At 50.3% G+C, this 15,202-nt stretch carries 16 protein-coding genes; 10 read left to right on the top strand and 6 right to left on the bottom strand.

The genetic code is table 11. From position 1 onward, the window contains the following. Positions 1 to 10: 10 nt before the first annotated feature. The 3 genes from prpB to IE055_RS13630 form a co-directional block, all read right to left on the bottom strand. A complete protein-coding gene (gene prpB, locus IE055_RS13640; RefSeq protein WP_189402152.1) occupies positions 11 to 895 on the bottom strand; it encodes a methylisocitrate lyase in 885 nt (294 codons plus the stop codon). Then, the gene (locus IE055_RS13635) at positions 895 to 1,596 is read right to left on the bottom strand and encodes a GntR family transcriptional regulator (protein WP_189402150.1); all 702 of its coding nucleotides are present in this window, start codon (positions 1,594 to 1,596) and stop codon (positions 895 to 897) included. The genes prpB and IE055_RS13635 overlap by 1 nt, the downstream gene beginning before the upstream one ends. Before the next feature lie 107 nt (positions 1,597 to 1,703). Beyond that, a complete protein-coding gene (locus IE055_RS13630; protein WP_189402148.1) occupies positions 1,704 to 2,312 on the bottom strand; it encodes a TetR/AcrR family transcriptional regulator in 609 nt (202 codons plus the stop codon). 175 nt (positions 2,313 to 2,487) lie between these two features. Between IE055_RS13630 and IE055_RS13625 the strand changes: the two genes are divergently transcribed. From IE055_RS13625 to rraA, 5 genes are read left to right on the top strand one after another with little or no spacing between them, the layout of a single operon-like run. Then, on the top strand, positions 2,488 to 4,263 hold the full coding sequence (locus tag IE055_RS13625) for an acyl-CoA dehydrogenase family protein (protein ID WP_189402146.1): 1,776 nt from the start codon (positions 2,488 to 2,490) through the stop codon (positions 4,261 to 4,263). Between the two features lie 5 nt (positions 4,264 to 4,268). Then, positions 4,269 to 4,898, top strand: coding sequence for a TetR/AcrR family transcriptional regulator (locus tag IE055_RS13620; RefSeq protein ID WP_189402145.1), 630 nt, complete (start codon positions 4,269 to 4,271; stop codon positions 4,896 to 4,898). 4 nt (positions 4,899 to 4,902) lie between these two features. Then, a complete protein-coding gene (icmF, locus tag IE055_RS13615; RefSeq protein ID WP_189402144.1) occupies positions 4,903 to 8,157 on the top strand; it encodes a fused isobutyryl-CoA mutase/GTPase IcmF in 3,255 nt (1,084 codons plus the stop codon). Positions 8,158 to 8,177: 20 nt separating this feature from the next. After that, positions 8,178 to 8,366, top strand: coding sequence for a C1orf53 family protein (locus IE055_RS18110; protein ID WP_189402143.1), 189 nt, complete (start codon positions 8,178 to 8,180; stop codon positions 8,364 to 8,366). After that, positions 8,359 to 8,847, top strand: coding sequence for a ribonuclease E activity regulator RraA (rraA, locus tag IE055_RS13605; RefSeq protein ID WP_189402142.1), 489 nt, complete (start codon positions 8,359 to 8,361; stop codon positions 8,845 to 8,847). The genes IE055_RS18110 and rraA overlap by 8 nt, the downstream gene beginning before the upstream one ends. On the opposite strand, the gene IE055_RS13600 is transcribed toward rraA, so the two are convergent. Genes IE055_RS13600 through IE055_RS13590 form a run of 3 tightly spaced genes read right to left on the bottom strand, consistent with a single transcriptional unit; the run spans position 8,834 to position 10,909 of the window. Further along, positions 8,834 to 9,676 carry a transglutaminase-like domain-containing protein gene (locus IE055_RS13600; protein ID WP_229794296.1) on the bottom strand — a complete coding sequence of 281 codons (843 nt, stop codon included), beginning with the start codon at positions 9,674 to 9,676 and terminating at the stop codon, positions 8,834 to 8,836. The two genes, rraA and IE055_RS13600, sit on opposite strands and share 14 nt — an antisense overlap. 37 nt (positions 9,677 to 9,713) lie before the next feature. Then, positions 9,714 to 9,944: a DUF350 domain-containing protein gene (locus IE055_RS13595; protein ID WP_189402141.1), complete on the bottom strand. Its 231-nt coding sequence runs from the start codon at positions 9,942 to 9,944 to the stop codon at positions 9,714 to 9,716. Positions 9,945 to 9,958: 14 nt separating this feature from the next. After that, complete coding sequence (locus IE055_RS13590; RefSeq protein WP_189402140.1) at positions 9,959 to 10,909, bottom strand: MBL fold metallo-hydrolase; 951 nt, start codon at positions 10,907 to 10,909, stop codon at positions 9,959 to 9,961. A gap of 299 nt (positions 10,910 to 11,208) precedes the next feature. On the opposite strand from IE055_RS13590, the gene IE055_RS13585 reads away from it, so the two are divergent. From IE055_RS13585 to IE055_RS13565, 5 genes are all read left to right on the top strand, one after another. Continuing rightward, the gene (locus IE055_RS13585) at positions 11,209 to 11,982 is read left to right on the top strand and encodes an SGNH/GDSL hydrolase family protein (protein WP_189402139.1); all 774 of its coding nucleotides are present in this window, start codon (positions 11,209 to 11,211) and stop codon (positions 11,980 to 11,982) included. 64 nt (positions 11,983 to 12,046) lie between these two features. Beyond that, positions 12,047 to 13,150: a 3-isopropylmalate dehydrogenase gene (leuB, locus tag IE055_RS13580; protein ID WP_189402137.1), complete on the top strand. Its 1,104-nt coding sequence runs from the start codon at positions 12,047 to 12,049 to the stop codon at positions 13,148 to 13,150. Positions 13,151 to 13,414: 264 nt separating this feature from the next. Next, positions 13,415 to 14,128: a DUF6249 domain-containing protein gene (locus IE055_RS13575; protein WP_189402136.1), complete on the top strand. Its 714-nt coding sequence runs from the start codon at positions 13,415 to 13,417 to the stop codon at positions 14,126 to 14,128. Positions 14,129 to 14,161: 33 nt separating this feature from the next. After that, a complete protein-coding gene (locus IE055_RS13570) occupies positions 14,162 to 14,722 on the top strand; it encodes an RNA polymerase sigma factor (RefSeq protein WP_189402133.1) in 561 nt (186 codons plus the stop codon). Beyond that, entirely contained in the window at positions 14,719 to 15,108 is a 390-nt protein-coding gene (locus tag IE055_RS13565) for a hypothetical protein (protein ID WP_189402131.1), read from the top strand. Before IE055_RS13570 ends, IE055_RS13565 begins: the two co-directional genes overlap by 4 nt. Positions 15,109 to 15,202: the final 94 nt, after the last annotated feature.

Genomic DNA, 15,202 nt, shown 5'->3' with positions numbered 1-15,202 from the left:
TCTCTCGTCTTTAGTCTTGTTGGGAAGAGAATAGTTTATCCAGTGTCTCTTCATACTCATGATAATTAAGATAGTCGTACAACTCCATGCGGGTCTGCATGTGCTGCACCATGTCTCGTTGATGGCCTTTCTCTAGCACATCTTGATAAACCATTTCGGCCGCCTTGTGCATGGCACGGGTCGCGGTTAAAGGGTAGAGCACCATATTAACGCCGTGCTGAGCCAGCTCCTGAGTATCAAACAGGGGAGACATACCAAATTCGGTCATATTGGCTAATAGTGGCTTCTTCAGTGCGTCGTGATACGCCTGATACTCGTCGAGCGATGCCATGGCTTCGGCAAAAATACCATCCGCACCAGCTTCAAGATAGGCGGCGGCGCGATCAATGGAGGCCTGTAGCCCTTCGATTGCGTAGGAATCCGTACGCGCCATAATAAAAAATGCGTCATCCGTTCGAGCGTCCACGGCAGCTTTGATACGGTCTACCATTTCCTCGCAGCTGACAACGGCCTTGTTAGGTCGATGGCCGCAGCGCTTTTGTGCGACTTGGTCTTCCACGTGTACGGCCGCCACACCAGCGCGGATCGACTCCTTGATGGTGCGCGCGATATTAAAAGCGCCGCCCCAGCCGGTATCAATGTCAACCAGTAAGGGCGTGTCAACGGCGGCGGTGATGCGTCGAGCATCTTCCAACACATCGTTCATGCTGGTCATGCCTAAATCAGGCAGACCATAGGATGCATTGGCGCACGCACCACCGGAGATATAAATCGCTTGATGGCCGATCTTGCTTGCCATCATCGCCGTGTAGGCGTTGATCGTGCCAACGATTTGCAAGGGGGTACTGTTATTTAGTGCGGTGCGAAACCGCTGTCCGGCAGATGTGCTCGACATTATGTTTCTTCCTCTTCAAACAATGAATTTAAAATGGAGTTTTTTGCGCGTGTGATGTGTTTTCGCATCAGCATTTCGGCAAGTTCCGGATCCCGCATTTCGATTGCGTAGATCAATTGTTCGTGTTCAATCAGTGCCCGGTCGGAGCGAGCGCGAAACCGACTTGTTTGGAAGCGGTACATGCGAATCAGATGATAAAGCTCATTGCAGAGCTGGTTAACTAGCAGTTGGTTACCGCTGCCTTTGATGATTTGGTAATGAAAATCGAAATCGCCTTCAGCCTGCATGTATTCACCGGCATTTTGCTCCAGATGCCGACGGTGAACTTTTAACAGGTCGCGTAGTTCGGCAATTTGCTGGTCTGTCATGTGTTGCGCGGCGAGACCGGCTGCTTTGCCTTCCAGTGATTCTCGAACTTCATACAGGTCGCGAATGCTGTCACCACTGAGAGTGACCACCGTCGCGCCAACATGCGGAACGTGACGTACCAGGCGCAAAGCCACAAGACGCCGGATGGCTTCTCGCAGTGGACCTCGACTAACTTTGTACTGTTCTGCGAGTCGCGGCTCGTTCAGTTTGTCACCGGGCTTAATTACCCCACACACGATTGCTTCTCGCAGCGCGATTGTGGTCTGGCCGCTGAGCGTCTTGTCCGATGATTCGTGATCATCGGTGGCGATGTGGTGGGGCGTGTTGATCATCGCGACAATATGTCCGAATGCGCTTTTATTGTCAACAATGTGGTGATTTATTTGCGAATATTCCTCGCAAACTCAGTGTTGGGTAGATTATTGTATACAATAATGGCTTATTTTGCGGCGATTTTCTGAATCATTGTAGACAGTACAGCTTTGGTGTTGCGTCGCCCTGGGTTTTTGCTGATGGCGAATTGCAATACGCTACCGGAAATCATTTGTGCCAAATGCTTAGGGTCTAGATTGGCACAGATTTCATCGCGCGCTTCAGCCTGCTTGACGATTTTAGCGACCAGCCTCGCGTAGGGGGCTCTAAAATAGCGTGAGGTCTCACGTAACTGACCTTGGTCGTCCACAATCTCAGCTGCTAAAGTGAGAAAGCCCTTTAAAACGTCGGGCTTGTAGATTGCTTCAATGGTTAAATCCAGAAATTCATCGATGTCGGCGGCAAAAGAGCCGTTGTCTGGCACGGCCCACTCGTTAACATTCGGGAGCAGGGCTTCTTCTACGATGCGATTGATGTCGCCATCCCACCAGTTATAGAGCACATTGCGAGTGACGGATGCCTTGCTGGCGATGGCCTTGAGGGTCAAGCCTCGATACCCAACGTCATTAACAAGTTCGCGTGTAGCTTGAAGTATCGCCTGGTGCTTAGAGCTGTCTCTGGGGCGTCCCGCTCGAGCTCGACTGGGTGTGCGCGTGCGCGCTAATTTACTAGTCACTTCAAAAACTGCTTCAAGGTTGAACGAATCGGTATTGCTCTAGTGTAGCGGAAACCCGCGTGATGTGGAGCATTACGCCCATATTTATTGACTTGCTTGTTGCAAACAAGTAAATTGGGCATCCGTTCACTTAGTGCGCATGCTTGGCAAGCGCAGATTCTTATTTGGGGAAAAAATGGCTGACTACTCTGCACCAGTTACTGATATTCAATTTGTGCTCAATGATGTTCTTCGGATCGATCAACTTTATGATTTACCGGACTTCGGTGAGGTATCTGCTGATTTGGTTGACGCAGTTGTTGAAGAGGCCGGTAAGTTCGCCGCGCAAGTATTTGCACCGATTAACCGTGTCGGTGATGTACAGCACAGCACAGCTCGTGATGGTGACGTCGTGACACCAAATGGCTTCCGTGAAGCCTACCAGTTGTTCGTGGACAATGGGTGGATGAGTTTGGCGCAGGACCCAGAGTATGGCGGTCAAGGGATGCCATTCACCGTGCACATGGTGGCGAGTGAGTTTTGGAACAGTGCAAACACGGCCATGGCTTTGTGCCCGATGTTAACAGCGGGTGCCATTGATGTGTTTGCGGCCCACGCGAGTGATGAGTTGAAACAAATCTATATGCCAAAACTTATCTCAGGTGAGTGGACCGGCACGATGAATTTAACTGAGTCGCATGCGGGTTCAGATTTGTCAAACTTGAAAACCAAGGCCACTGCGCACGACGACCATTACCGTATCAAAGGGCAGAAAATTTATATTACTTGGGGCGAGCATGATATGGCCGAAAATATCGTCCACATTGTCTTAGCGCCGCTAGATGATGCGCCAGCAGGGGTTAAAGGCTTGTCTTTATTTGTGGTTCCTAAGTTTCTCGTGAATGATGACGGCAGCTTGGGCCAGCGGAATGACGTTCAGGTAGTTTCCACCGAAGAAAAGTTGGGTATTAACGCCAGTCCAACTTGTGTTATGAGCTTTGGCGAAGGCGATGGGGCGATCGGCTACATGATTGGTGAGCCTGGTCAAGGATTGGCTTGTATGTTTACGCTGATGAACCATGCACGGCTTGAGGTGGGGTTGGAAGGGGCTGGTTTATCCGAGCGTGCTTATCAAGACGCCGTGGCATATGCACGAGACCGTGTACAAGGCCGTGACCCTGAAACTGGTGACAGTGCCACCATTATCCATCATCCAGACGTGCAGCGAATGCTGATGCAGATGCGCTCGATGACGGACGCGATGCGTACACTGTGTTTCGACGCCTCCATGTCGCACGACATTCGTACTCACGGGGCGGACGCGACGTCGCGTGCATATCATGCGACACGCTTTGCACTGCTAACGCCAATCACCAAAGCCTGGTGTACCGAATTAGTAAACGAGGTCACCTCTCTGGGTATTCAAGTGCATGGTGGCATGGGCTATATTGAAGAAACCGGCGTTGCGCAACACTATCGTGATGCGCGTATCACTGCTATCTACGAGGGTACCAACGGGATTCAAGCCAATGACTTAATCAACCGTAAAATTATTCGCGATGGCGGGGCCGGGTTTTCTGCCCTGATGCAAGAGATGGAAGACACATTGGCGCAGACTCAGGGTCTGGATGGTTTGACAGATGCGTTTATTCAAGCGAAAGCATACCTGCGAGAAACCGTTGAATATATTCTTAATAAACAAGCAGATAGCAAGCTATTTGAAGGTTCGGTCGCATACAATTTCCTAATGCAGATGGGCTACGTCTGCGGTGCTTGGTATCACTTGCGTGCGGCGGTTGCAGCGAATCAGCAGTTGCTTAGCGGTGCGTCGAATCAGGGCTTTTATCAACGAAAGTTAATTGCAGCACGTTTTTACATGACGCATTTATTGCCGCGAGCCGGCGCTTACGGTGCAGCAGTAAATGGCGGTTCTGCAATCAGCTGCCCGCTCGACACGTCGGCGTTTGGTTAAGTGCTATGTCATCTATTGCAGCACCCAAGCCGCGTCGCACACAAGCTGAGCGCACAGAGATATCCGATCAGCGCATGTTCGAAGCGACAGTCAAGCTGGTTACTGAGCGGGGGCCTGCGGGTACCAGTTTGACTGACGTTGGTGTCATGGCCGGCTACAGTCGAGGATTGGCCAGTCATCGCTTTGGCTCGAAAGAGAGTTTATTCAACTTTGTGGTGCTGCGTTTGGGGGAAATGTGGCTGGCCAAGTTAAAGGAAGTAACGCATAAAAAGACCGGGTTGGCAGCCATGGAGCAGGCCATCGATCAACACTACCAGTTCTGTGTGGATGCGCCAGATCATGTTCGTACGCTGTACACCTTATGGTTTGAGTCACTGAATGCGGATTCGGAGTTGAGTCAGACCATTAGAGCTATTCATTTGCGCCGTTATCAGGACGTAATGAACTGGATATTGATGGACGAAAGAATTAGTGATGCGATAAAAAAAGAGGCGGATACGATCGCGGCTCAATTTAGCGCGTCAATCATCGGGATCGTTTATTTCTGGCTTGCAAATCCAGATAAAATAAATGAAACCAAGGGCTTACACGATGGTCTTAAAAAGACCATGATGCGCTTACTTAGCGAGGAATAACATAATGACAAGCAAACGACTCGAATCTGCAACGACGCACTCGAGCTCACTCACGACCACACCATTACGTTTCGTAACGGCCGCAAGCCTGTTTGATGGTCATGATGCGTCGATCAATATTATGCGCCGAATTCTTCAGTCGCTGGGGGTAGAAGTCATTCATTTGGCCCACAATCGCTCGGTTGCTGAGGTCGTTCAGGCGGCATTGCAGGAGGACGTGCATGGCATTGCCATGAGTTCGTATCAAGGCGGCCATGTCGAGTACTTCAAGTACATGGTCGACATGCTGCGTGAAAATGGCGCTGAACACATCCGTGTATTCGGTGGCGGCGGCGGCGTCATCATTCCGGCTGAGATCTGTGAATTGCATGACTATGGTGTCGAGCGCATTTATTCGCCGCAGGATGGGATGGAACTTGGTCTGGTCGGTATGATTGAAGACATGGTGTCGCGATGTGCTGCGCACAATGCAGAGGCGCGCCCCAAGTTAGATTTCGATGCTAACAAGCGTGACTTCGTGTCGCTCTCGCGTTTGATTTCTGCCATTGAAAATGGAGAGTTGGATAAAGCGCAAAGGGCGCGTCTCAAATTGTCTGCAGAGGCGACCGTTCCACCTGTATTGGGTATCACAGGTACAGGTGGCGCGGGTAAATCTTCGTTAACCGATGAAATTATCCGCCGCTTCCGGGCAGACAGTAATGATGATGCCCGAATAGCTGTGTTGGCCATTGACCCGACACGACGCAAGACTGGTGGTGCCTTGCTGGGTGATCGAATTCGTATGAACTCGATTTATCACGATTCGATCTTTATGCGCTCAATTGCCACACGTGGCTCAAGCGGTGAGGTGCCTGATTCGTTAACCGACATCATCGCTGCGATTAAGCATTTTGAGTTCGATTTGATCATTGTCGAAACCCCAGGCATCGGGCAAGGTGATGCCGGTATCGTGCCCTACGTGGATGCGTCTATGTACGTGATGACGCCAGAGTTTGGCGCTCAGAGCCAGCTCGAGAAAATCGATATGCTGGACTTTGCTGATCTGGTTGTGATTAACAAATTCGACCGTAAAGGTGCTGCGGACGCGCTGCGTGATGTGGCTAAACAAGTGCAACGTAATCGTGAGGCATGGGATACCGATCCAAGTCAGTTGCCGGTGTATGGCTCGATTGCATCACGCTTTGGCGATGATGGTGTGACGGCCGCGTATCACGGCTTGCTACGGGTTCTACGTGCCAAAGGTTTGCGTGAATGGGAGTCCAAGCTACCCTTGGTCGAGTCGCGCATTCCATCCGAGCGCTCGGTGATCGTGCCCAGTAGTCGACAGCGCTACCTGGCTGAAATTGCGGAGTCTGTTCGTGCCTACCATGCGAGCACCGATGCGCAAGCTCAAGTCGCTCGAGAACGACAAGCGTTAGTTCGTACCGCTGAGCTAGTTTCTGATTCAAAACAAATGCTTAGTGATCATATCGAAAATCGAAATGATGCGCTGAGTGCAGAAAATAAAGCACTATTGGCGGACTGGCCTGCACGCGCAGCTACCTATAAGGGTGAGCAGCGTATCGATCGTTTGCCGAATGGAAAAGAAGTCACGACACGTTTAGTGAGCGAGACATTGTCAGGCACCTTGGTATCGCGTGTTGCGGTGCCGACCTTTTCGGACGATGGCGATTTGCTACGCTGGCTGCGTCGTGAAAACCTGCCTGGATTCTTTCCCTATACTGCGGGCGTTTTTCCGTTTAAGCGTGAAGGCGAAGACCCAGCGCGTATGTTCGCTGGTGAAGGTGACCCAAAACGTACCAATCAACGTTTTAAGAAGTTATCACAACACGCTGATGCAGTTCGACTTTCTACCGCTTTCGACTCCGTGACTCTGTATGGTTTCGACCCGGCAGAACGTCCGGATATTTATGGAAAGATTGGGAATTCCGGCGTGTCCGTTGCGACCTTGGATGACATGAAACAATTGTTCGACGGTTTTGATCTGTGCGCACCAAGTACATCGGTATCCATGACGATCAATGGGCCCGCGCCAACTATTTTGGCGATGTTTCTGAATACCGCAATCGATCAACAGATCGATAAGTTTATTGAGGAGCAAGGGCGACAGCCGTCAGACGCAGAAGCGGCTGATATCCGCGCGCGTGCGCTCAAGGCGGTTAGAGGCACGGTACAGGCTGACATTCTAAAAGAGGATCAAGGTCAGAACACCTGTATCTTTTCAACCGAGTTCAGTCTGCGCATGATGGGCGATATCCAGCAGTACTTCATTGATCACGAAGTACGAAACTTCTATTCAGTGTCGATCTCCGGCTACCACATCGCGGAAGCCGGCGCCAACCCGATTTCTCAGCTCGCATTTACCTTAGCCAACGGTTTTACCTTTGTGGAAACGTATTTGGCACGGGGAATGCACATCGATGATTTTGCACCAAATCTGTCATTTTTCTTCTCGAATGGCATGGACCCTGAATACACGGTGATTGGGCGCGTTGCTCGTCGTATCTGGGCGGTCGCGATGCGGGATAAGTACGGCGCGAATGCGCGTAGTCAGAAGCTGAAATACCATATTCAAACGTCAGGGCGTTCACTGCATGCGCAGGAAATGCAGTTCAACGATATACGAACGACGTTACAGGCGTTGCTGGCAATTAACGATAACTGCAATAGCCTACACACCAATGCTTACGACGAGGCGATTACGACTCCAACTGAAGAATCTGTGCGAAGAGCGCTGGCTATCCAGTTGATTATTAATAGAGAATTTGGCCTGGCTAAGAACGAAAACCCTATGCAAGGCGCGTTTATCATTGATGAATTAACCGACCTAGTTGAAGAGGCAGTGTTGCGTGAATTTGAACGTATCTCTGATCGAGGTGGTGTACTCGGTGCCATGGAAACCGGCTACCAGCGTGGTCGTATTCAAGAAGAATCCATGAAGTACGAAACCAAGAAGCATGATGGAAGCTACCCGATTATTGGTGTGAACACCTTTCTTCCAGAGCATGAAGAAGACGACATGGTAATTGAGTTGGCGCGCTCAACCGACGCCGAAAAGCAGAGTCAGATTGCTCGCCTGGCGGATTTTCACCAGCGTCACGCAGATTCGGCGCCGCAATCGCTGGAGCAGATCAAACAAACGATCAACGCCGGCGGAAATGGGTTTGCAGCGTTGATGGAGGCGGTGCGGCATTGTTCACTGGGGCAGTTAACTGATGCTTTCTTCGAGGTCGGCGGGCAGTATCGGCGCAGCACCTAAGTGTACGTCGGGGACTTCTCATGACTAAGCGAGCCGCGCCTGCGCGACAATGGCCCATTGACCAACTGGTCGAAGGCGTTCACTATTACAGGGAAGATGGGCTGATGGTGCTAACCGAAGCCTATCATCTTGCCCGCGGTCGCTGTTGCGGAAACCGTTGTCGGCACTGTCCATTCGACCATATAAACGTTAGGAGCAAGCGTGGTTAAATTTTCAACACCAGATTTATGTGATGATTTTCCAGATGATGTCCGAGTTTTGGATAGTTTGTTTCAAAATTACGGTGGGCTGAGCGCATTCTGTGGGCCAGCGGTCACCATTAAGTGTTTTGAAGATAACTCGGTGGTGAAACAGTTGGTGGACACACCCGGTGACGGCCGCGTTATCGTGATGGATGGTGGAGGGTCATTGCGCCGCGCAATTCTAGGCGATATGTTGGCTGAAAAGGCCGCTCAGAATGGTTGGTCTGGGTTGCTTATTAATGGTTGTATACGTGATTGTGTGGAGATCGCCAATACCCATTTAGGCGTTAAAGCGCTTAATACGCATCCGATGAAGACCGAAAAGCGTGGGTTGGGGGATCTGGATGTGCCGGTTACGTTTGCTGGGCAGACCATCTACCCTGGGGAGTGGGTCTATGCTGATTTAAATGGTGTAGTCGTGAGCAGCGAGCAACTTATTGGTTCTTAACCACGGCAGGCTGAGGCCGAAACAACGAGCGTCGCAACCACTTTGAATCTCGGTAATCCACGGTCATAGTCGAGCCGGTGTTTTCCCAGAATTCTGTGCGATTAAACTGCATCCTAGGGCGATATTGGGTGGCGCGTGCGGCCGGAATGAAATCGTTAATCGAGGTTGGTTTACGCTTGTCCGTAGCCTCAAGTACGTAGGTATTGTCAGCCATAAATAGCACCACCCAGGCGTGTCCGCCTTGCGGTATTTCGCCAATCACGACGCGCGCGTCATAGCCTAAGCCAATCAGCCAGTCGGCCAGTAACACGGCGTGGTCTTCGCAATCGCCATGTCCGTAATAGTACGCCTGCTCCGAATTCTGCCATATGTCGGTCATCCCTGGTCCGTGTTGTACATGGTCGAGTACGTACCGTTTACGCATACTCAGTGTGGCCAGTGGCACCCAAATTGAGTCTGTTTCAAAGGGCACGAAACCAACCAGATACGAATTTGAGAAATACGGTCGATGGTCAATTCCCGTTGCCACGTAGTTGATGATACGTTGTTGCCGATCACTCAAGTAGAAGCTGGCGGAACCGCCCTGGTAATCTGGTGCGCTGACAATCTGATTCAGCGTTGCAGTGCTCATCCGTTGTCCATCTGGTAAGCTTTGAATCTCGCCGGTTTGTCGCACGGACTGTTCGCTTGGTGGCGGTGCTGGCGACTCCGCCGCTTGTTGCAGCTGCGCCGTCATCGGTGTCGACACCTGTTGTTGGTGGCTTTCAAGCCACGCGATAACGAGAATACTGCTCAGCAGCCAGAAGCTACTTTTAAAGAATACGCGCACGGAATTCTAACTAGTTGCAACCAGTTGACTTTCGGCCTCAGCCTTTTAGCCCGAATGAGACAATGACAGCCACGAATAGCAATATGGTTGAGGCGAAAATCGCGACGGCTATGTTGCCGCTTTGCAGCTGCTTTTCGATGTCCACATTCTTCAATAATTGTCGATCGACAAATTTCAGCGCAATCACGCCGACGATCAACGCCAACAAAGTGTAGAGTAGGTTGATACCGAGGTTGAACAGGGTAGCGATAAAAAATTCAGATTCCATGTGTATACCGAACCTTAATGACTGTGAGAATGAGGCTTTGCTTTTTGGGACACCGAGCGCACTGCCGAGATAACCTGTTTGGTCATTCGTTCAGTGGTGATGAATCCCCAATGGTATTCTTGGTATTTGCTGAGTGGATTCGCCGCCAAAATTTCCTCGTCGCTCTGGCCGTCATCAGCTAAAGCTTGAACCAAGCTCAGGCTGTCTTGCATCATGTCGATAGTACGTTTGATGTCGGCTTTCGTGGCCAGAGGACCGTGGCCTGGAATGATTTTGGTGTCGTCATTGCTCATCTCGTGAATGGATTGGAGCGCCTTGATCGCACCGCGCAGACTGCCACCATTCGATTCATCGATGTAAGGGAATACTTTATTGAACATAATGTCACCGGTGTGAATTACGTTATCGCCGGCAAAATAGACGATCGCATCTCCATCCGTGTGCGCATGTGCGAAATGGATGATCTTCGCCTGATCGCCATTGATGTGAATGGTCATGCGGTCTGAGAATGTAAGTACTGGTAAGCTGGCCTTCGGTGTCGGTTGCTTGCCGCTTTCGGTTTCAACACCTTGTTTTACCAACGCGGTGCGCAAGTTTTCGTGACTGATGATGCGCGTTCCGTCGCTACCGTAGGCGAAATTATTGCCGGTATGATCACCGTGCACGTGCGTATTTATTAAGTAGTCGATCGGTTGATCTGTGATCTTACGGGTTTCTGCCCGCAACATTTCAAGTACCGAGGAAATGCCATTATCAATCATCGCAACGCCATCTTCGCCAATACTCAAGGCAACATTGCCGCCCGTGAAGCCACCTTCGCCGCGCAACATGTAAATCCGGTCACTGACTTTAGTGTTTACCAAGTGCAGCTTCACTTCGTCGGCCGACACGATACGCAGAGGAAGTATTAAAAGTGCAATTACAGCTGATGTGGCCGCAGTGCGAAAAAGAGTAGTAACTTGCATGACTGAATCCTGTAAAAAGTGTCCAAAAATGAGTGGAAAGGCCGACCGCAAAGGCTGTGTGCTACTTGCAGCGTATTGAATTGGGTTGGGCGTCAACGTTTGACATTCTAAATGGCTCGACCCCAGGGATCAATCATCCGCGGCAAGGCCATCGGGGTGACAGTGTACTTTAGAGCACTGAAGGTCGAGTCAAATTACCTAGGTTAAACAACTATGCGTATTTTGGTGTTATTTATGCAGGCATTTTGTGTGCGCTGTTTTATGATACGATTTTGCACAGCTCGTCAATATTTTAGGGTATGAACCGTTTCCATTGGCAATGTCTTTTGTTGATTGCTTTGTTGCTGGCGTCAATGCCAGCGTCAGCATTTAAAGTGCTTTTTGTCGGTAACAGCTTTACCGGATTTTCAGCAACAACTCTACAGCGGTTTGCAGCCAGCAACCCGCAGGGCGAAGACATTTTTCACTATGAGTATGTCGGCGGGATCAGCTTGTCCGAACATGCGCGTCGATCGCAAACCTTGGCCTTGATCCGTGATGGACACTGGGACTATGTGGTGTTACAGGATCACAGCACGCAAGTAATTCGTCATTACGGCCATTTCGTCTCGGGAATCAAAGAGCTAGTGACAGAGGTTCGTGCGAGTGGGGCTGAACCGATACTGTTCCAGACGTGGGCGCGACTGCAAACCGGCAATTATCCGGGTGACCAGGTGCGCATATCACAGGCTTACCTCGATATTGGTGCAGAGCTGGATGTATCGGTAGCTCGGGTCGGCGACCTCTGGTTCGAAATGTATCGCAATGCGCGCACTGTCTTTGATCGTCTGTTTCAAGAGGACCAGATTCATCCGACCGACTTTGGGACGTTCGCGGTGGCAGTGAGTGTGTATCGTGTCATGTACGGTGGTGACCTTGCTTGGAGCCCCACTGCCGGGGTTGGAACCGCCGGTGATGTGATGCGAACGTCGGCCTTGAGGCTAAATGTTACGCGTGCGGCGCACTACAACACCGTCACAGGTCGCAAAGCAAAGGCCATGTGCCCTGCGATTGAGCTACTTTTGATATCCTAGGGTACGTTTGCTCGGTCAAATCAGCTAAAATCGCTTCGCTTCAATTTAACCGATAATCAATACAGTGAGTAAATACAAAATAGCCATCCTTGCCGGCGACGGCATTGGCCCGGAAATCATGCGTGAGGGCGTCAAGGTCCTCAAGGTCATCGAGCAACGCAACGATGTTGAATTTGAGTTGGTAGAGGCTCCCTTCGGAGCCAGCGCGTACTTCAGTCATGGCAGTTCGTTTCCGGAGCAAACCCAGGCGTTGGTGGATAGCGCCGACGCGGTGGTGAAGGGCCCTATTGGCTTGAGTCACGAGGAATCCAAAAAAATACCGGTCGACCAGCAACCGGAACGCGGCGCTTTATTGCCGCTGCGTAAAAGACTCAACACCTACGCTAACTTTCGTCCAGTCTATTTACCCAAGTCACTGGCTCACTTTTCACCTCTGAAGCCTGAGGTCGTTGGTGAGGGTATTGATCTGATTATGGTGCGTGAATTAGTTGGTGGCCTGTATTTTGGACACAAGGAAATGGGCGTCGATGAAAATGGTGTGCGTTATGTGCGTGAACAGCTTGAATACGATGAAAATCAAATTAAGGCGATTTTGCATGAAGCATTTAAACTCGCTGGCGCGCGTAAAAAGGTGTTGCACAATATTCATAAAAGTAATGTCCTGAAGTCCAGTGTGCTGTGGAATGAGGTGTTGGAAGAGGTCGCGCAGGCGTACCCTGAGGTCAACGTGGTTCACACCTTGGTAGACGCTGCGGCGACGGCGCTTTGTCTGAACCCAGGTCAGTTCGATGTTATGGTCATGGAAAATATGTTTGGAGACATCCTCAGCGATCAGGGTGGTGGTATCTTGGGTTCGCTGGGCTTAATGCCGTCAGCATGTTTGGGCACCGATGGTAAGGCCTACTACGAGCCATCGCACGGTTCAGCACCAGACATCGCGGGTAAACAAATGGCAAATCCTTACTCGATGATTGGTTCAATGGCCATGATGTTGGAATACAGTTTCGGTATGCAAGACGAAGCCAAAAAGGTTTGGCAAGCAATGCAAAGCGTGTTTGCTGACGGGTATTCAACTGCAGATCTGTCGAAACCCGGGAGTGGTGTGCAAATGCTGTCCACCGAGGCCTTTGGTGACAAAGTGGTTGAACACCTCATCAAGCATGGTTAGTTTTTATTCTAACGCCGCTAGATTTGTTTGAGATTGACAACCTTAGCGGTATCGAAACATCCGAAAGGCGACCACGATTGTTCACCATGCGGGTCGCCTTTTTTTATGTCTATTTCGCTATTTTTTGCTGGTTTAGTAGCGGATATCATCCAACGTTAATTTTTTTCTTAAAAAATAGCAAAAACCTGAATCCGAAATCGGTGGCCGCGCATCTAAATCACCGAGAGCTCAATTTTCGAGCTTAATTTCAACTGGAGAATTATTATGAAAAACACACTTACTACCTTCTCTCTGGCGTTAATGATGAGTATTTCATCATTTGCCTTTGCGCAGGCGGCCGATAACCAAGGCGTGGTTGAGCAATCGGTCGAAACCACAGTTAACCTGAAGGACGAAGACGGTAAATTACGTATTGGTATCGAAATTGACGGCGACGAAGAATTAACCTCGGATGAAAAGTTCGCCGCCGCCCGAAAAGCGATTCGTGAAAACTTTGGGGAAGAGGTGGTCAATGACCTTGAAGCCGACATTTCACGTTTGTCGAACGAAGACAAAGAAAAAATTGTTAAAGCCATTGAAGATGGCATCACCTTTGACTTGAATGGGAGTGACATGCCGGTCGGCGCAGTAATCGTCGCGACTCTCGCTGTGCTGCTCATTTTTGGTATGCCGGTCTTTATTGTGCTGCTGGTACTTTGGTTCGGCCACAAGAAGCGTCGACAGCGCGTGGAGCTAGTGAATCGCTTCTTAGATTCTGGTAAAGAAGTGCCGCCAGAAGTATTGCATACAATCGATGTGGACGGCGGGAACTCTCTGCGCAGAGGGATCATGCTGACCGGTATTGGTGCGGGTATCGTCGCGGCCTTTAATGTGGTTGGTGACAGCGACATCGCTGGATTTGGATTGATACCACTGTTTATTGGTATTGCTCGACTGGTGTATTGGTATATCGCAGAGCGTAAAGAGGGCACGCAGTAAGTCGTTTCTTGTAACCTGACCTGTTGAACGATTGTGAAAACCCTGGAAGAAGCTGTGTTGGTCGAGCTTGCGGTAAGCGAGAACGACCAGCGCGCGTACGCAGAACTGGTGAACCGACACCAATCTAATCTGCGTTATTCGATGCGCCAGTTAACAAACTGGAATGAAGCGCTTGCGGACGATTTAACGCAAGATACTTTTATCCAGGCGTTTAAAGAGTTGCACCGATTTCGAAAAGAAGCCAAGTTCTCCAGTTGGCTTTATCGAATTGGCTACAACGTGTTTTTGCAATATGTGCGCAAAAAACAACTGGACACACAATCGATCGACGATGATCCATACATCGCTAACCAGGTTGCCGATCCAAGGCAGGGGGATGAAACCTCTGCCCTACACCAAAAGGTTGCCAAATTGTTATCTATGTTGGAGCCAGAACGACGCTCCGTGCTACACTTATTCCTACATAGACAGAATACGCAACAAGAAATTTCAGATATCATGGGTATCCCATTGGGTACCGTGAAAACGCATATTAACCGTGGCCGGTCTGCGCTGCAGCAGAGTCTGCAGGGCTGGCAGGAGAAAACCCTATGACAAACGAGTTTAACCAATTGTTTTCCGCGACATCAAATGAACCCGACTCGGGCTTTGGTGAGCTGGACGCGTTATTCAATGACGCTCGTAACGCAGTGCCTCAGTTTGAGGGCGAGAACTTTACCAAGCAAGTGCTCAACTCTTTGCCGCCTAGGGTGGCGCGACGACGCAAAGCCGGAGTCTCCATTGAGCTTATCGGTATTCTGCTTGGGTTTCTGGCTGCGTACTTTACCATCGACTTCAATAGCTTAATGAGCGGTGTGGTTGGTCTGATCCCAAATTCGGTTACGCTGACGCCATTGCATGGGTTGGTGGCGCTTGCGGGCGTAACCGCGATGTCGGTACTTGCCTGGTGGTTGGTTGAGAAAGGGCAATCGCAATGGTAGGTGACTGCTTAAATTAATGACGTGAACGGGTAGGTGGCCTCAATTAAGGCGTTGCCTTGGGGTAACAGGGAAGCGTGAGAGTGAATCGGCTATA

Source organism: Arenicella chitinivorans (assembly GCF_014651515.1).
Lineage (GTDB): Bacteria > Pseudomonadota > Gammaproteobacteria > Arenicellales > Arenicellaceae > Arenicella > Arenicella chitinivorans.
Note: the sequence above shows the minus strand (reverse complement) of the source record. Positions and strands in the feature narration are given on the sequence as shown.